The organism is Sphingomonas sp. FUKUSWIS1, from assembly GCF_000733135.1.
Lineage (GTDB): Bacteria > Pseudomonadota > Alphaproteobacteria > Sphingomonadales > Sphingomonadaceae > Sphingomonas > Sphingomonas aerolata.
Genome location: NZ_JPJC01000229.1, coordinates 45,162 through 62,635 on the forward strand (window position 1 = coordinate 45,162; position 17,474 = coordinate 62,635).

11 protein-coding genes are annotated in these 17,474 nt (G+C 67.3%); 5 read left to right on the top strand and 6 right to left on the bottom strand.

Annotation, left to right across the window (positions count from 1 at the left end; translation table 11 throughout):
* Positions 1–38: 38 nt before the first annotated feature.
* Positions 39–2,465, bottom strand: coding sequence for a TonB-dependent receptor (locus tag sphsw_RS13815; RefSeq protein WP_031441115.1), 2,427 nt, complete (start codon positions 2,463–2,465; stop codon positions 39–41).
* A 166-nt stretch (positions 2,466–2,631) separates the two neighbouring features.
* Between sphsw_RS13815 and sphsw_RS13820 the strand changes: the two genes are divergently transcribed.
* The 5 genes from sphsw_RS13820 to treY all read left to right on the top strand — a co-directional run bounded on the left by sphsw_RS13820 (position 2,632) and on the right by treY (position 12,691).
* Positions 2,632–4,305, top strand: a complete 1,674-nt coding sequence (locus tag sphsw_RS13820; protein WP_031441116.1) for an alkaline phosphatase D family protein — start codon at positions 2,632–2,634, stop codon at positions 4,303–4,305.
* Positions 4,306–4,489: 184 nt separating this feature from the next.
* Entirely contained in the window at positions 4,490–6,592 is a 2,103-nt protein-coding gene (glgX, locus tag sphsw_RS13825) for a glycogen debranching protein GlgX (RefSeq protein ID WP_031441117.1), read from the top strand.
* Entirely contained in the window at positions 6,589–8,298 is a 1,710-nt protein-coding gene (gene treZ, locus sphsw_RS13830) for a malto-oligosyltrehalose trehalohydrolase (RefSeq protein WP_042467336.1), read from the top strand. The genes glgX and treZ overlap by 4 nt, the downstream gene beginning before the upstream one ends.
* On the top strand, positions 8,295–10,277 hold the full coding sequence (malQ, locus tag sphsw_RS13835) for a 4-alpha-glucanotransferase (RefSeq protein WP_031441119.1): 1,983 nt from the start codon (positions 8,295–8,297) through the stop codon (positions 10,275–10,277). The genes treZ and malQ overlap by 4 nt, the downstream gene beginning before the upstream one ends.
* Positions 10,274–12,691, top strand: a complete 2,418-nt coding sequence (gene treY / locus sphsw_RS13840) for a malto-oligosyltrehalose synthase (protein WP_042467338.1) — start codon at positions 10,274–10,276, stop codon at positions 12,689–12,691. The genes malQ and treY overlap by 4 nt, the downstream gene beginning before the upstream one ends.
* 34 nt (positions 12,692–12,725) lie before the next feature.
* Here treY and sphsw_RS13845 read toward each other — a convergent pair whose 3' ends face one another.
* Genes sphsw_RS13845 through sphsw_RS20820 form a run of 5 tightly spaced genes read right to left on the bottom strand, consistent with a single transcriptional unit; the run spans position 12,726 to position 17,467 of the window.
* Entirely contained in the window at positions 12,726–13,769 is a 1,044-nt protein-coding gene (locus tag sphsw_RS13845; protein ID WP_031441121.1) for a c-type cytochrome, read from the bottom strand.
* Positions 13,766–14,386 carry a cytochrome c oxidase assembly protein gene (locus sphsw_RS13850; protein WP_031441122.1) on the bottom strand — a complete coding sequence of 207 codons (621 nt, stop codon included), beginning with the start codon at positions 14,384–14,386 and terminating at the stop codon, positions 13,766–13,768. Before sphsw_RS13850 ends, sphsw_RS13845 begins: the two co-directional genes overlap by 4 nt.
* Positions 14,383–14,784, bottom strand: coding sequence for a hypothetical protein (locus sphsw_RS13855; RefSeq protein WP_042467339.1), 402 nt, complete (start codon positions 14,782–14,784; stop codon positions 14,383–14,385). The genes sphsw_RS13850 and sphsw_RS13855 overlap by 4 nt, the downstream gene beginning before the upstream one ends.
* The gene (gene ctaD, locus sphsw_RS13860) at positions 14,781–17,327 is read right to left on the bottom strand and encodes a cytochrome c oxidase subunit I (RefSeq protein ID WP_031441123.1); all 2,547 of its coding nucleotides are present in this window, start codon (positions 17,325–17,327) and stop codon (positions 14,781–14,783) included. Before ctaD ends, sphsw_RS13855 begins: the two co-directional genes overlap by 4 nt.
* Positions 17,324–17,467: a hypothetical protein gene (locus sphsw_RS20820; RefSeq protein WP_327195650.1), complete on the bottom strand. Its 144-nt coding sequence runs from the start codon at positions 17,465–17,467 to the stop codon at positions 17,324–17,326. Before sphsw_RS20820 ends, ctaD begins: the two co-directional genes overlap by 4 nt.
* Positions 17,468–17,474: the final 7 nt, after the last annotated feature.

Below are 17,474 nucleotides of genomic sequence, written 5' to 3' on the forward strand. Positions count from 1 at the left end.
CCGGCGCGTGCCGGAACGACAGGGTGGGACAGGGCTGTTTAGAACTTGGCGCCGAGCTCGACGCCGTAGAAGCGCGGTTCGCCGGCGATATAGGTGGGGATGCCGAAGCCGCCGCCCGTGTTGCCCGCGTCGATCAGGTACCGCTTGTTCGTCAGGTTGCGCGCAAAGCCGCCGACGCGGTAGCGCCCGTCCGCAAGCTCGATACCCGCACGCAGGTTGACCAGCGTATAGCCGCGCTGGCTGATAGCGGCGCTGTTGGGCAGTTCGAAGAACACCTTTGACCGGTAATTCGCGCTCGGCGTCGCATAGAAGACCGCGCCGCCGACGGGCAGCCGGAGCGTCGCGCCGCCCGAGGCCGTGGTGCTCGGCTGGAGGCGGAAGCGGTTGCCGGCAAAGGTGCCCGCAGGCTGGTCCGCGATCCCGCCGTCGAGATAGGCGAAGGTCCCGAACACCGACAGATACTGGCCAAGCGCCAGATTGCCCTCGAGCTCGACGCCGACATTCTTCGCCGAGCCCGCGCTGCGCGTGACCGCAACGACCGCACCATTGGCGGGATTGACCTCGTTCACCGAGACCTGGAACCCGTCATAGGTCTGATAGAAGACCGATGCCGCGCCGGTGAACGGACCGACGCGCCCCTTGATACCGCCTTCGTAGTTCCAGACATTTTCCTCAGGCACGATCTGAAGATTGGGGCGTACGCCATTGACGGCGTTGAGTGCGGCCAACTGGACGACCGGCGAGCGCCGGCCCTTGCTGATCGTGCCGTAGAGGCTGACATCGTCGTCGAGCTTCAACAGCGCATTGAAGCGCGGGAGGATCGCGGCGAAGCTCTGGTCCGCTTCGAACTTCACGCCATTGGTGTTCGCGGTCCCGAGCAGGCTGGTGCGGACGCCCAGCGCGGCGAGGATCTGAGAGTTGGGCTGGATCGACGAATAGCCCGACTGACGATCCTCGATCAGGATGCGCGCGCCGGCGGTCAGCTCGAGCGCCGGGATCGGGATATAGGTCGCATCGGCGAACACCGAATAGGTGTCGTTGTTGCCGTAATTGGTGAACTCGGACGAATAGGGGATCTGCGTCGAACGGCCGCCGGTGAGGATCGCGGTGGCGCGGGTCGCAGCCGGGATCGTGCCGTTGGCGGCGACACAGCCCGGGCCGGTCGGGATGCCGGCACCGTTCAGCGCGGTGCGGAACGGCTGATAGGCCGCAGCGATCGAGCAAGCGATATAGGTGCCCTCCTCGGTCGAGAAGGGGACGCGCTGCGACCCGTTTTCGAAGAAGGCGTTCCACCCGAACGACGCGCGATATTTCGGGCCGTCGAACGCGAAGCGGCTCTCATGGCTCCACTGGTCGCCCTTCGCATCCTCGGCGAATTCGAGATACCAGGCCGGGCCGCCATCCGCGTCGAAAATCTCGAGCGCGTCGAAGCGGCGATAGCCGTTGACGGTGGTGAAGGTGATGCCGGGCGACAGATCGACCGACACCGTCAGGTTGGCGTCGTAGACGTTGCGGTCGAGACCGAGCTTGCGCGCACCGAGCGCCGTCGCGCTGAACGGCGAACCCGAAAGTTCGGCATTGCCGTAATCGCCGGTCTGGCCGCCGGTCGGGGCATGCGCGCGGCTCTTGAACGCGGTGCCGGGATTGCGCTGACCGTCATAGGTCAGGACGAGGTCGGCGGTGATCGCATCGTTCGGCCGGAAGCGCAGCGAGCCGCGGATGCCGCGCTGGTCCTGCCCGTTCAGATCGTCCTGATCGACCTTGCCCTGGTTCTGGTTGGGGATGTTCGCATCACCGGCGATGTTGCGGACATAGCCGTCGCGATATTTATAGGCGAAGGCCAGGCGCCCCGACAGCACGTCGTTGCCGGCGTTGATAAAGCCCGACACCTGCGTCCTGTTGTAATTACCATAGGAGCCGGTGATCGCACCCGAGGTGCCGGGCTGCGGCTTGGCGGAGATGAGGTTGATCGCACCGACCGCGGCGGCGGTGCCGAACAGCGTCGCCTGCGGGCCCTTCACGACTTCGATCCGCTCGAGATCATAGAGGTCCTGATAGGCGCCGCGCGAGCGGCTGATGTCGACGCCGTTATAATAGAGCGTCACGCGCGCACCCTGCTGCGACGAGCCATTGTCCGAGGTGATGCCGCGGATCACGAAGCCGGGGTTGTTCGCGCTCTGCTCCTGGATCTGCAGGCCGGGAATATAGGCGGCGACCTCGGACAGCGAGTTGACGCCGATATCCGCCATCTTCGCGCCGGTGAGCGCGGTGACGGTCAGCGGCACGTCCTCGATCCGCTGTTCGCGCTTCTGGGCGGTGACGACGATGTCGCCGCCGCCCGTCACGTCGGCGCGGGCGGCCGGGCCGGTCGCCGGATCGGGTGCGACGATCGCCTGGGCAAGCGCACCCGTCGAACAGGATGCAGCAAGCGCGGCCAGAGCCAGGCGCGTAGAAATAGTCGTCATGAAGTCCCCCGATTGTCAGTGAGCGAGCACCTAGGGCGGGGTCGTTACGGTTCCGCGTCGGATACATGACCCGCGCGTGACGGCCTGTCATCGCGGCGTAACACCGTCGCAACGTGACTGACGCCGAGCGCCCCTAGCAGGCGGCATCACCGCAAAAGGCACTGTTATGACGATCAATCGCCGCGACGCCCTCACGCTCTTCGGCTCAGGCTCCGCGCTCGCGCTTCCTGGCCTTGCCACCGCGGCGCGCACGAACGGCAGCGCGGGGGCAGCGCGCTTCGACCACGGCGTGGCGAGCGGCGATCCCTCCGCGGACGGCGCCATCCTGTGGACCCGCGCGACCCCGCAGGATCCGCAACAGGCGGGCGATATCGCGCTGACCTGGCATGTCGCACTGCGCGAGGGCGATACGCCCCTCCGTTCGGGCCGTATCGCGGCGCGTGCCGCGCGCGACTTCACCGCCAAGGTTGCGGTGACGGGGCTGAAGCCCGGAACCGAGTATCGCTACTGGTTCGAAACCGCGGCGGGCACGCGCTCGCCCGTCGGCCGGGTCCGCACGCTGCCCCGCGGCGCGGTGGCGGATGTCGTCATGGGCGTGGTGTCGTGCCAGCTCTACCCCGGCGGGTTCTTCAACGCCTATGCTTCGATCGCGAAACTCGACCGGCTCGACGCGGTGCTGCATCTCGGCGACTACATCTATGAATATGCCATCGACGGCTATGGCGGCGACATCGGCAAAAAGATCGGCCGTCTGGTCGAGCCCACGCATGAGATCCTGACGCTCGCCGACTATAGGATGCGTCACGCGCAGGTGAAGCGCGACGCCGACATGCAGGCGGCGCATGCCCGGGCGGCGTTCATCTGCGTGTGGGACGATCACGAGGTCGCCAATGACGACTGGATCGGTGGCGCCGAGAACCATGACCCGGCGACCGAGGGCGACTGGAAGGCGCGCAAGGCCGCGTCGATGCAGGCCTATTTCGAATGGATGCCGATCCGCGACCCGAAGCCCGGCGAGCCGTGGGAAGCGATCAACCGCAGTTTCGAGTTCGGCGAACTCGCGACGCTGGTGATGGTCGAGACGCGGCTGCTCGCGCGGAGCAGGCAGGTCGCGGCAAAGGGCGAGGCGATTGCGCCTGCAGAATATGCCCCGATGATGGCGGAGCGCGCGCAGCCGGGTCGCGAAATGCTGGGCGCACCGCAGCTCGCCTGGATCGAGCGGACGATGGCGGCGTCGGTCACGGCGGGCAAGCCATGGCAGGTACTCGGCAACCAGGTGGTGATGGCGCGCGTCGCCGGCCCCGATCTCGAGAAGCAGCTCGGCCCCGATCGCTTCGCCGCGATGATGGCGCGGCTCCCGGAGAAATGGCGCACGGCGCTGATGGCGAGCATGGCATCCTATCGCGCGGGTCTGCCGTTCAACTTCGACAGTTGGGACGGCTATCCTGCAGCACGCGAACGGCTTTATGCCGCGTTCAAGCGGTCGGGGTCGCGACCGGTCGTGCTGTCGGGGGATAGCCATGCCGGCTGGGCGAACGATCTGCACGATGCATCGGGGAAGCTCGTCGCGGTCGAATTCGGCGCGACCGCGATCACCAGTCCGTCCTATGGCTCGCTGATCCCGGGAATCGGCACGCTGATCGCCGACGCCAATGACGAGGTCCGCTTCTGCGACCAGGATCGCAAGGGGTACATCGTCCTGACGCTGACGCCGGACCATGCCACCGCGGACTTCAAGACGGTATCGACCGTTGTTGCCAAGCCGTTCGAGGAGGCGAGCGTCGCGCGGTTCCGCGCCTCGGCCGCAGCCCCGGAAGCGAAACTCGAGCAGCTTGGATAGCGGCGGCGACGCACCGGGTGACGCCGATCGGGGTCACCCGCTTTGCACGAGACCGCCGGTAATTTCTCGTCGACAGGGAAAAGAAACCGAACCGGGAACATTGGCGAGAGCAGGCGGGTTTTCGCCCTGACACGCCGCCGCGCTGCTAGAATGGTGGAGGTTGGCGTCAATCTGGGGGCTCGCTTTGCATCTTCTGCCTGATACGCTCGAGGCCGGTTCGGCCTATCCGCTCGGCGCCACGTTCGACGGGCTCGGGGTCAATTTCGCGGTCTATTCGGCCAATGCCGAGAAGATCGAGCTGTGCGTCTATGACGACAGCGGCCGCCGTGAACTGAAGCGCTACGTCCTGCCCGAATGGACCGACGAGGTGTGGCACGGCTATCTCCCCGATGCGCAGCCGGGGCTGTCCTATGGCTATCGCGCTTATGGCCGGTACGCGCCCGAAGAAGGCCACCGGTTCAATCCTAACAAGCTGCTGCTCGATCCCTATGCCAAGGCGATGACGGGCGAGTTGCGCTGGACCGACGCGATGTACGGCTATCAGGTCAAGTCGGCGCGCGAGGATCTTAGCTTCGATCGACGCGACAATGCGCTGACCATGCCCAAGGGAGTCGTGACCGACAGCCATTTCGACTGGTCGCGCGACGTCCGCCCGAACACGCCTTGGTCCGAGACGGTCATCTACGAGGCGCACGTCAAGGGTCTGACCAAGTTGTTCGACGAGGTGCAGCCGTCCGAACGCGGGACCTTCGCCGCGCTCGGCAATCCCAAAGTCATCGATCATCTGAAGCGGCTGGGCGTGACCGCGCTCGAGCTGTTGCCAATCCAGAGCTATACGCAGGATCGTTTCCTGCAGGAGAAGGGGCTGAGGAATTACTGGGGGTACAACACCCTCAACTTCTTCACGCCCGAACGCTCCTTTTTTGCTACCGACAGCCACAACGAACTGCGCCGGTCGATCCGCCGTCTTCATGCGGCGGGGATCGAGGTGATCCTCGACGTCGTCTACAATCACACGTGCGAGGGGTCCGAGCAGGGGCCGACACTGTCGTGGCGCGGGCTCGACAATGCGAGCTATTACCGGCTGGTCAAGGATCAGCCGCGCTTCTCGATCAACGACACGGGGACCGGCAACACGCTGAACCTGACCAAGGCGCGGGTGATCCAGATGGTGGCGGATTCGCTGCGCTACTGGGCGACCAGCTTCGGGATCGACGGGTTCCGTTTCGATCTCGGGCTGACGCTGGGGCGGACCGATACCGGCTTCGATCCGGGCGCCGGCTTCTTCGACGTGCTGCGCCAGGATCCGGTACTGGGCAGGCTGAAGCTGATCACCGAACCGTGGGACATCGGTCCGGGTGGCTATCAGCTCGGCAATTTCCCCCCGGGCTTTGCCGAATGGAACGACAAGTACCGCGATACCGTCCGCAAGTTCTGGCGCGGTGACCATGCGCAGCGCGCGGATCTGGCGGCGCGGCTGACCGGGTCGGCGGATCTGTTCGATCGCCGTGCGCGGCGCCCCTGGGCGAGCGTCAACCTGCTCGGCGCGCATGACGGCTACACGCTCGCCGACACGACGGCCTATGAGGAACGGCACAACGAGGCGAATGGCGAGGACAATCGCGACGGCCATTCGAACAATTGCTCGCGCAACTGGGGTGTCGAGGGGCCGACCGACGATCCCGCGATTGCGGAGACGCGCAAGCGGGTCGCGCGCTCGATGCTGACGACGCTGTTCGCCTCGCTCGGCACGCCGATGCTCGTCGCGGGCGACGAGTTCGGGCGGACGCAGGGCGGCAACAACAACGCCTATTGCCAGGATAACGAGATCAGCTGGCTCGACTGGACGCAGGCGAAGACCCCCGAGGGCGAAGCATTGATCGACTTCACCGCGCGGCTGGCCGCGTTGCGGCGCGACTATCCGATGCTGCGCGCGGGCAATTTCCTCTACGGCGAGGATACCCCGGCGGAGGGTCTGAAGGACATCGAATGGTGGGACGAGCGCGGTGTCCAGCTGTCGCCTGAGGACTGGGAAAACACCAATGGCCGTGCGCTGACGATGCGTCGTGCGGCGCTGTGCGAGGATGGCAGGATCCAGGTCGTGTCGTTGCTGCTGAACGCGTCGGAGGGTCCGCTGACCTTCACCATGCCACCGCCCTCCGAGGTCGAGCGTATGGTACTGATCGACAGCGCCAAGCCCGATCAGCTACCGATGCCGATCACCGACAGCTATGACCTCGCACCACAGGGTGCGGCGCTGCTGTCCTGGACGATGGATCCGGCATGAGCGCGTGGGGCGCGACGCCGGCGAACGGCGGCACGGCGTTCCGGCTCTGGGCGCCCGATGCCGACCGGGTGACGCTGGAGATCGACGGGGCTGCGCCGACGTCGATGGACGGGCAGGCCGACGGATGGTTCACCGCGACCGCCGATGTCGGCGCAGGGGCGCGCTATCGCTTCCGGATCGGCGAGGACCTGGCCGTTCCCGACCCCGCCTCGCGCCAGCAATCGGGGGGTGTGCATGGCTGGAGCGTTACCGTCGATCCCGCTGCGTATCGCTGGCAATCGACTGACTGGCGCGGGCGGCGCTGGGAGGAGCTGGTGATCATGGAAGTCCATGCGGGAAGCATGGGCGGTTTCGCCGGGATCACCGCACGCCTGCCCGAGATCGCCGCGCTCGGCGTGACCGCGATCGAGCTGATGCCGGTCGCGGCGTTCGGCGGCACGCGCAATTGGGGCTATGACGGCGTCCTGCCCTATGCGGTCGCCGAGAGCTACGGCACGCCCGACGATCTGCGGGCGATGGTCGACGCCGCCCACGCGCTGGGCGTCGCGGTGCTGCTCGATGTCGTTTATAATCACTTCGGGCCCGACGGGAATTATCTCGGCGCCTATGCCGGATCGTTCTTTCACAAGGACGTCGACACCCCCTGGGGCGGGGCGGTGGCGGTCGATGTCGAGCCGGTTGCGCGCTACTTCATCGACAACGCACTGATGTGGCTGACCGACTACCGGATCGACGGTCTTCGGTTCGATGCCGTCCACGCGATCGACAATGACCGGTTCCTCGACGCGATGGCGGCTGAGATCCGCGCGACGGTGACCGACCGGCCGGTTCACCTCGTCCTCGAAAACGAGCGCAACGACGCCGATCGACTGCGGCCGGGCGGCTATGACGCGCAGTGGAACGACGATTTCCACAATGTCCTTCACGTGCTGCTGACGGGCGAGACCAGCGCCTATTACGCCGACTTCGCCGACCGGTCGGCGGAGCGTCTCGCGCGGTGCCTGGGCGAAGGGTTCATCTATCAGGGGGAGGGGTCGGCCAATCATGACGGCCGGACGCGCGGGACGCCGAGCGCGCACCTGTCCCCGACCGCGTTCGTGTCGTTTCTCCAGAACCACGACCAGATCGGCAACCGGGCGCTTGGCGAGCGGCTGACGCGGCTCACCGATCACGCGCGGTTGCGTGCGGCGACAGTCCTGCTGCTGCTCTGCCCGCAGATCCCTCTGCTGTTCATGGGGGACGAGACGGGGAGCGAGACGCCGTTCCTGTTCTTCACCGACTTCCATGACGAGCTGGCAGATGCGGTGCGCGATGGCCGGCGCCGGGAATTCGCGAAGTTTGCCGCGTTCGCCGACGAATCCGCCCGCGCGGCGATCCCCGATCCGAATGCGCGCGCGACCTTCGAGGCGTCGGTTGCTGCGCCTGGTCCCGACGCCGATGCGTGGCGCGATCTTTATCGCACGCTGACCGCGGTCCGGCAGCGCGCGATCATACCGCGCCTGTCCGGCACGCGCGCGATGGGCGCGGAGGCGATCGGGCCGGCAGCGGTCGTCGCGCGCTGGACGCTGGGCGACGGCGCGGTGCTCACGATCGCGCTCAATCTCGGCGAGGATCCGGTCGCATTTCCGGAGGCCTCCGGCGAGATGCTGTTCGCGCAGGGCGATGCGGGGCAGCCCGCGAGTGTCGCCGTGTGGCTGGCGGCATGAGCCTGCTCCACGACCTCGCCGCCGCCGCTGGTCTGCAGCCCCGGTGGCAGGATGCCGGCGGGCGTGCGCAGACCGTAGCCGACGAGGCGTTGCGAGCGATCCTGAGCGCGCTCGGGCTTCCAGCCGACTGCGACGCAGCGATACGCGCCAGCCTGGCTACCGCACGCGCGGCGCGTGCCGAACCTCCGTCGTTCGTCTCGGCAGATATCGGTGCGCGGGTGTCGGTTGGAGCAGGCGACGGACCTGCCATCCTGACGTTGGAGGACGGGTCGTCGCGTGCCGTGACGATCGTCGACGGGCAACTGCCGGGCATCACGGAGCCGGGATACCACATGCTCACGATCGGCGGCCGGGACATCCGGCTCGCGATCGCGCCACCGCGCTGCGTCACGATTGCGGATGTCGACGCAGGTGGGCGTCTCTGGGGCCCGGCGGTGCAGATCCCGGCCCTGCGCGACGGCCGGGGCACCGAGTTCGGCGACTTCGGCACGCTTGCGGACACGGTGCGCGCGTTCGCGACGCGCGGTGCCGATGCGGTGGCGATCAGCCCGACACATGCGCTGTTCCCGGCGGATGCGACCCGCTTCAGCCCCTATGCCCCGTCGAGCCGCCAGTTCCTCAACGTCATGCTCGCCGATCCGTCCATGATAGCCGGCGATGCGCCAGCGGACGCAGGGTCGCCGCCCGCGCTGATCGACTGGGCGGGCGCGATCCCGGATCGCCTCGCCGCGCTGCGTCGACGGTTCGACACGTTGCCGGACACCGTACGGGCCGAGGTCGAGGCGTTCGCGGCAAGGGGCGGCAGTGACCTGCGCTTCCACGCCGCGTTCGATGCGCTTCACGCGCATTTTCTTGCGCAGTCGGGCGCCCGGGGATGGCAGGACTGGCCCGCTGCCTATCAGGATCCCGATGGCGCCGCGGTGGCCGCGTTCATGACCGAGCAGCGCGATACGTGCGACTTCTATGTCTTCCTTCAGTGGCTGGCGGATACCGGGCTTGAACGGGCGCAGCGCACGGCACGTGATGGCGGCATGGCGGTCGGTCTGGTCGCGGATCTCGCGGTCGGCATGGATCCGGGCGGCAGTCATGCGTGGCGGCGGCGGGGTGATCTGCTGAACGGCCTGTCGATCGGCGCGCCACCCGACCCGCTCGGCCCCGACGGGCAGGCCTGGGGCATCACCGGATTCGATCCGCGCGCGCTGGTGGCAAACGGCTTCGCGCCGTTCATCGCGACGATCCGCGCGGGTCTGGCGCATGCCGGCGGGCTTCGCATCGATCACGCCTTTGGCCTGCGCCGGCTATGGGTGGTGCCGGACGGCGCGTTGGCGGCGGACGGGGCGTATCTCGACATGCCCTTTGCCGACATGATGCGGATCATCGCGATCGAATCGCACCGCGCGCGCGCGATTGTCATCGGCGAGGATCTGGGGACCGTGCCCGACGGGTTTCGCGAGGCGATGGACACGCGGGCGATGCTGGGGATGCGCGTGCTCTTGTTCGAGCGCGACGGCGACGGTGATTTCATTCCCCCCGACTCCTGGTCGGTTGATGCGGTCGCGATGAGCGGGACGCATGATCTCGCGACGATCGCGGGCTGGTGGCAGGGTCGTGATATCGCCTGGAACTGGGCCCTTGGCCGGACCAGCGAGGCCGCCGACGAGGCGGCCGACCATGCCGCCCGCGCTGCGGATCGGTCCCGGCTGTGGACCGCGCTCGGTGCGCCGGGGCCACAGCCCGATCCGAGCGACACCGCGCCGGTCGTCGACGCCGCGCTGGCGCATGTCGCACGGACGCCTTGCGGGCTGGCGATCTTCCCGCTCGAGGACCTCGTCGGCCTCGTCGAGCAGCCCAATCTTCCCGGCACGATCGATGAACACCCCAATTGGCGGAGACGCATGCCAGACACCACCGACGCGCTCCTCGCGCGCCCCGAGATCGCCGCGCATCTTGCCCTGATCGCCACGGCACGCGCGTCATGACGCCGCGCGCAACCTATCGGATGCAGTTCCACAAGGACTTCACCTTCGCGGACGCCGAGGCGCAGGTGCCCTATCTGGCCGCGCTCGGGATCAGCCATCTCTACGCCTCGCCGATCGCGACGGCACGATCCGGATCGACGCACGGCTATGACGTTGTCGATCCGACCCGGATCAATCCCGAACTGGGCGGCGAGGCGGGATTTCGCGGGCTCGTCGACCGGTTGAAGGCGCACGGCATGGGCATGATCGTCGACATCGTCCCCAATCACATGGGTGTGGCGGGCGGCGAGAATGGCTGGTGGAACGACGTTCTCGCGAACGGGGCGTCGAGCCATTATGCGCACTTTTTCGATATCGACTGGCGCGAGCCAGTGCTGCTCCCGATCCTGGGCGATCCGGTGTCGGTGGCGATCGCGCAGGGTGCGCTCAGCGTCGAACTGGTCGACGATGTGCCGATGCTGGTCGCTTATGGCGAGCACCGTCTGCCGCTCCGTCCCGAGGATCACGCGACCGCCACGAGCGACGACCTGGCCGTGTTGCTCGATCGGCAGCATTACCGGCTGGCATCGTGGCGCACCGCGAACGACGATCTCAACTGGCGACGGTTTTTTACGATCAACGATCTCGCCGGACTGCGCGCGGAAGACCCCGCAGTGTTCGAGGCGAGCCACCGCCTGTATCTCGACCTCTATGCCGAGGGGCTGATCGACGGTGTCCGGGTCGATCATGTCGACGGACTGACCGACCCCGCCGGCTATTGCCGAATGCTGCGCGCGCACTTCGACGCGATCACGCTAGCTGGCGCGGATCCGGCCTATATCGTCGTCGAGAAGATCCTCGCGGAGGGCGAACCGCTAGCCACCGACTGGGGAATCGATGGTACCAGTGGGTATGACTTCATGGCGCAGGTCACCGCGCTGTTGCATGACGAGGACGGCGCCGCACCGCTCGCCGAGCTCTGGGCGGATATCAGCGGGCGGTCGGCCGCGTTCGAGCCCGAGGATCTGCGCGCGCGTCAGGACATGCTGTCCTGGCAGTTCGAGGGGCAGCTTGCCCGATGCGTCGCGGCGTTCGTCGCGCTGGCGCGGTCGACGCCAACGGGCGACGGGGTAACCGCGGGGATGATCCGGCGGGCGGTCGAGCGCATGCTCTGGGTCTTCCCGGTCTATCGCACCTATGGCACCGGCATCGCGGCACCCGCCGCCGATGCCGCGATCCGGGCGATCGTGCGCGAGCGGGTTGCGACGCATCTGGCACCCGGCGAAGGACCGGTCGTCGACCTGATCCTCGACTGGCTGGCTGGCGAAGGTCCGGGCGACCCGGATCTCGCAGCGGCCGCGGTGCGGCGGTTCCAGCAACTCTCGGCACCGATCGTGGCGAAGGCCGTCGAGGACACCGCCTTCTACCGCTATGGCCGGTTGCTGTCGCGCAACGACGTCGGGTTCGACCCTGCGGCCTTCACGTTGCCCATCGAGGCGTTTCATGCCGCGATGGCGGAGCGCGCCGCCTGTTGGCCGCGTGCGATGCTGGCGTCGGCGACGCATGATCACAAGCGTGGCGAGGACGTCCGTGCACGTCTCGCGGTGCTGAGCGAGATCCCGGTGCGCTGGTGTGAGACCGTGACGGGCTGGCTCGCCGCGGCGGCCGCTATCGACGACGCGGTGGATGCAGGCGATGCCTATATGCTGCTGCAGACGCTGTTCGGCGCGTGGCCCGAGGGGCTGCAGATCGATGACCGCGCAGGGCTTGCCGCTTTTGCCGAACGCATCGTCGGGTGGCAGGAAAAGTCGCTGCGCGAGGCCAAGCTGCGGTCGTCCTGGGAGGCGCCGGACGAGGCCTATGAGGAACGCTGTCACGTACTCGCCCGCGCCTTGCTCGACCCGGGCCGTTCCGCGGCGTTTCTGCGCGATCTGCATGATCTGGTCGAAGCGACCGCGGCGGCGGCGCAGGCGAATGCGCTCGTTCAGACGGCGCTGCGTTACACCGTGCCGGGGGTCCCCGATCTGTATCAGGGCACCGAACTGGCGGATCTCAGCCTGGTCGATCCGGACAACCGCCGGCCGGTGGATTATGCCTGCCGCGCGCGGCTGCTCGGGCACGATGCGCCTGCAAAGCTCGCGCTGATCGCCCGCCTGCTCGCGACCCGGGCGGACGCACCCGAGATTTTCGCCCAGGGTGACTACGCCCCTCTCGACGTGACCGGACCGCGTGCCGCGCATGTCCTCGCTTTTGAGCGCCGCGCGAACGGACAGACCTTGCGGGTTGCGGTCTCACTACGCTGCGCGGCGGAATTGCTCGATCAGTCGGGGGCGGCGGTTCCTGCGGCATGGTGGGGTGAAACCCGGCTCGCCACCGGCGAGCGCGCAGCCGACCTTTTCGTGGACGGACCGGTCTTCGTCGCGGTGAGCAACTGATCCGGAGGGCGTCCCGCACAGCGCGGGACGCAGCTTATTTGCCGGCGAGATACGCGGCGATCAGGTCGATCATGTCCTCGGGGATGCGGCGCGCGATCACCGGCATCGTCGCCTGCGACTTGCGCGCGTCTACCACCGTCTCGTCACCCCGCCAGTTGCGCAGGCGCTGTGCGATGTAGGTGGCGCTCTGCCCGGCAAGAATTGGATAGGGCTTGCCCGGCGCGTGGCAGCTGGCGCAGGCGGGAAGCTGCTTGGCAGGCAGGCCCTCGCGGACGATCCGCGCGGCATTCACGCTGCCCGAGGCTGTGGTCGTGCCGAGACCCGGCATGGCGGCGAAATGCCGCGCGAGCCGCGTCATCTCTCCGGGCGTCAGTGTCGCGGCGGCGTTGGCCATGACCGCGCTCTGGCGCTTGCCAGTCGCATAGGCCTGGAGCGCAGCACGCAGATAGACGGGGCTCTGGCCCCCGAGCACGGGCATGTCGGGCTGGCCACGGCCGCGGCCGTCCGTGCCATGACAGCCGGCGCAGACGGCGATACGTGCTGTGTCAGGACCGGCGGTACCGCTGCCGGGGACTTCGGTCAGGGCGCGATAGGTCGCAGGCGACATCTCCGGCAACAGGCGGACGAACGCGACCATGCGGCGGACCTCGTCGTCGCGGTCCTTGGCCGCCCAGCCGGGCATGCCGGTATATTTGACGCCGTGCTTGAGAATCCAGAAGATCTGCTTGTCGGTCCATTCGCGCGCGTTGACCGCGAGGTCGGGGGCAGGGGGCGTCGCCGCCTGCATCACCGGCAACGGACGCACGCCGGGCGCGCCGTGGCACGAGGCGCAGCTTGCCCTGAACAGGCCCGCCGCGCTGACGAGGCCTTCATTCGCCTTGGGATCGTCGGGCGCGGTGAAGGCGGCGTGCGTGCGCACTGAATTGCGCATCGTCCAGTGAAGGAACCAGTCGGTGATCTTCCAATGACCCGACGAGGCGGCGATGTTGAACACGCCCGACCAGGCGAACAACAGCCCGGCAAGCGCCAGCGCGACGATCGCGGCGATCGCGCGCGCCCAGGTAATGCGGATCGTCATGCCGTCGCGCTCCGTGTCTTCAATACCCCGCCGAGCATCGCGAGCCCGCCGAGGAAATAGCTTGCTGCGCCGACCATCAGCATGACGACGCCGCCGAGCTGCTGATCCTCGAGCGCGTCGAGGCCGTGCGCGGCCGGGTGCATCGCCATCATCGCGTAAAGCGGCCGCGGGGCGAGGCCGACGAGTGCGCCGAGAAGGGTCATGTGCATCGACGTCAGCAGCATCGCCGCGACGCCCGATACGCGCCGGTCGGTCGCGCCACCGGTGCGCGTGCCAAGCACCGCGCTCCAGAGCAGCAGGCCGGCCGCGAGGAAGCTCGCCTGTTCAAGCAGCAGCGCAACCGGCTGCATGTCGACGCGCAGCCGGAGCGCGGGGAGGTGCCAGAGCCACACGACGACCAGCTCGACCAGCGACATGGCCAGCGGAGTGACGATCGTCGGCCAGCGCTCGGCGGGATCGAACCGGCTGCCCGCGATGCCATAGGCGAGGAACGGTGCCGCGACTGCGACGGCGATCATGTGGCCGGTCATGTGGCCGACCATGCCGAGCGGCGCGGCGGCGAACGCCCAGCCGATCGGCGCCAGCGCGACGCCGAGCGCGAGGCTCGCGCGCCTCATCGGCAGTCGCCGAAGACGATCACGGGCAGCGCGGTGAAGATCACCGCGACGAAGCTCAGGCCTGCGAGCAGCCGGGTCGACAGCGCAAGGAAGCGCAGCCGGTCGATCGCGGTCCCCTCGTCATGCGGCGGGGCGTCGCCCGGCGTCTGCGACTGGACACGCGCGATATAGCCCGCGGCGAGGATGCCGAGCAACGCGACGATCGTCGCGATCAGGGTCGCCACGGGAAAGCCCGTCAGCGCTGTCGCCGGCGTGGGGGACTTGGCGCACGTCACCGCGACCCACAGATAGCAGAACAGGAAATGCACGGCCCAGATCGTCGGCGGGACGATCAGCGTCCACAACGTGACCTTCAGGTCGCGCGCCCAGTGTTTCCGATTGTCCTTCGGTGTTGTCATGCGACCCCCGGGAACAGGCCGATCGTGCAGAACGTCACGATGCCCGTCAGTGCGAGGAAATGATGGTAGACGGTGATGTTGCGCAGATCGGCGTCATAGACCGGCGTCATCTTGCCCGCGAGGCTACGCGCGAGCGTATAGGCCTGCATGATCACGCCGATCGCGGCATGCACCGCCGTCCAGATCGCGAGCGTCCAGACGATCGCCGGATAGACATGCAGTTCAGGGTCCATCCCCGAATACCACGGCCCGGCGAGCCCGGCGAACAGGCTCGACAGCGTTGCGACGATGCCTAGGACCAGCAATAGGCGGCCCACGGCGACGTTGCCGCGACGATGCACCTCGCGCGCGCCGACGGTCGCCGCCCAGCCGGTCAACGTCAGCGCCAGCGCGACCATCGGCCAGAATACGCCGGGTCCGTCCAGCCCCGCGCCCGTGGGCGGGAAATTGCTATGGATCGTCCAGAAGAAGAAATAGCCGAAGACGAGCCCCGAAAACGCGGTCGCATCCGCCATCATCGTGATGAACATCGCCCACCAGCCCGGCGCCGATGGCCCCGAGGTATAGAGCGGTACCTCGATCCCGTGACCGATATGCTTGGTCGGCTTTTCGGGGATCTCGGCGGTGCCGGTCCACAGCCACCACAGCACGCAGGCGAGCGTCGCGACGCCGCTGAGCGCTGACAGCAGATAGAGGTGATAGGTCGTCAGGATGAATACGCCCGCCAGTGCGACCGCGGTCATCATCGGCTTCACGCTGGGCGTGCCGAGGCGGATGACCTGCAACGGTCGTGCGTCGAGCACGGTGGTGATGATCGACTCGCGCCGCATCTCCTCCGCGTCGGGCAGGAAGAAACGACCCTCGTCGACCTTCTGGACGAAATTCTTCTGGTCCCAGATCGGATAGCGGCTCTCGATCAGCGGGACCGAGCGGATGCCCCAGTCCTCGTCATCGGGCAGCGCCAGCCATTCGAGCGTCCCTGCGTTCCACGGATTGCGCGGCGCCTTGGGGCGGCGCGGCGACAGCGCGAGGTCGATACAGACGATCAGCACGCCGAGCGCGAACATGTAGGAGCCGGCGGTCGAGGCGAGATTGAGCCCGCCGATGCCGAGTTCCTCGGGGTAGGTGAACACGCGGCGCGGCATGCCGAGCAGGCCCGACAAATGCATCGGGAAGAAGGTCAGGTTCATGCCGACGAACATGATCCAGAACGCGGTCCGCCCGAGCCGATCCGACAGCTTCTTGCCGGTAACCAGCGGCCAATAATAATAGAGCCCGGCGAACAGCGGCAGCAGCGTACCGCCGATCAGCACGTAATGGAGATGCGCGACGATGAAATAGGTGTCGTGTGCCTGCCAGTCGAAAGGCGCGACCGCGACCATCACGCCGGTCAGACCGCCGATCACGAACACCGCAAGGCTGCCGCTCGCGTAAAGCAAGGGAGTCGATTTCTTGACGTTGCCCGCCCACAGAGTCGCGATGAACACGAATATCTGGACGCCGGTCGGGATCGCAACCGCCTCGGACGCTGCCGCGAAGAAGGCGAGGCTGATCTTAGGCAGCCCGGTCGTGAACATGTGGTGGACCCACAGCCCGAAGCTCAGGAACGCGGTGCCGACCGCCGCCAGCACGATCCACGGATAACCCAGCAGATGCCGCTGTGCGAAGGTCGGGATGAGCATCGCGAACAGCGCGATCGACGGCAGGAAGACGATATAGACTTCGGGGTGGCCGAAGATCCAGAACAGGTGCTGCCACAACAGCGGGTCGCCGCCCTTTTCCGCGTTGAAGAACGGCCAGTTGAGCAGCCGCTCCATCTCGAACAGCACGTCGCCTGCGATCAGCGGCGGGAAGGCGAACAGGATCATCACCGCGACGACCAGGATGTACCAGGCGTAAAGCGGCATGAGGTTGAGCCGCATGCCGGGCGGGCGGCATTTGAGCACGCCGACGATCAGCTCGACGGCGGCTGCGACCGACGACACCTCGATGAAGCTGAGGCCCAGCATCCAGATGTCCGCGCCGAGCCCGCTGAGATCGGTCCGCGTCGTCAGCGGCGGATACATGAACCAGCCGCCATCGGGCGCGGCATCGAAGAAGATCGATCCGGAGACGAACACGCCGCCGATCAGGAAGCTCCAATAGCCAAAGCCCGACAGCCGCGGGAAGGGCAGGTCGCGCGCGCCGAGCAGCTGTGGCAGCAGAATGATCGAGACCGCCTCGAACATCGGCACAGCGAACAGGAACATCATCATCGAGCCGTGCAGCGTGAACAGCTGGTTGAACGTGTTCGCGGTGACGAGATCGTTGTTCGGCACCGCCAGCTGCGTGCGCATGATCAGCGCGAGCACGCCCGCGAACAGCATGAAGCCGAACGCGGTCAGCGTGTACCAGACGCCGATCCGGTTGTTGTTGACGTCGGTCCAGCGGAAGAACCAGCCGCTCGGCGGTTTCCAGACCTCGCGCAGGCGATCCTCTTGGCCCTTTCGGACCGCGGGATCGTTCTGGTCGGGGGCGACATAGGCCGGACTGTCGGTCGTCATTTCAGCCCCTGAAGATAGCTGGCGATCTGGTCGGCTTCGGCGGCCGACATCTGCGGGAAGGCGGGCATGCGGACGCCGGGCTTGGTCTTGCCGGGCTCACGCACGAACCGCGCGATATTGGCATGGGTCATCGGCAGGATCCCCGCC

Bases quoted from the DNA above. Each gene is read 5' to 3' on its own strand.
- sphsw_RS13855 (WP_042467339.1), bottom strand. From the start codon at position 14,784: ATGACAACACCGAAGGACAATCGGAAACACTGGGCGCGCGACCTGAAG.
- sphsw_RS13815 (WP_031441115.1), bottom strand. From the start codon at position 2,465: ATGACGACTATTTCTACGCGCCTGGCTCTGGCCGCGCTTGCTGCATCC.
- sphsw_RS13850 (WP_031441122.1), bottom strand. From the start codon at position 14,386: ATGAGGCGCGCGAGCCTCGCGCTCGGCGTCGCGCTGGCGCCGATCGGC.
- sphsw_RS13845 (WP_031441121.1), bottom strand. From the start codon at position 13,769: ATGACGATCCGCATTACCTGGGCGCGCGCGATCGCCGCGATCGTCGCG.
- ctaD (WP_031441123.1), bottom strand. From the start codon at position 17,327: ATGACGACCGACAGTCCGGCCTATGTCGCCCCCGACCAGAACGATCCC.
- treZ (WP_042467336.1), top strand. From the start codon at position 6,589: ATGAGCGCGTGGGGCGCGACGCCGGCGAACGGCGGCACGGCGTTCCGG.
- sphsw_RS13820 (WP_031441116.1), top strand. From the start codon at position 2,632: ATGACGATCAATCGCCGCGACGCCCTCACGCTCTTCGGCTCAGGCTCC.
- treY (WP_042467338.1), top strand. From the start codon at position 10,274: ATGACGCCGCGCGCAACCTATCGGATGCAGTTCCACAAGGACTTCACC.
- malQ (WP_031441119.1), top strand. From the start codon at position 8,295: ATGAGCCTGCTCCACGACCTCGCCGCCGCCGCTGGTCTGCAGCCCCGG.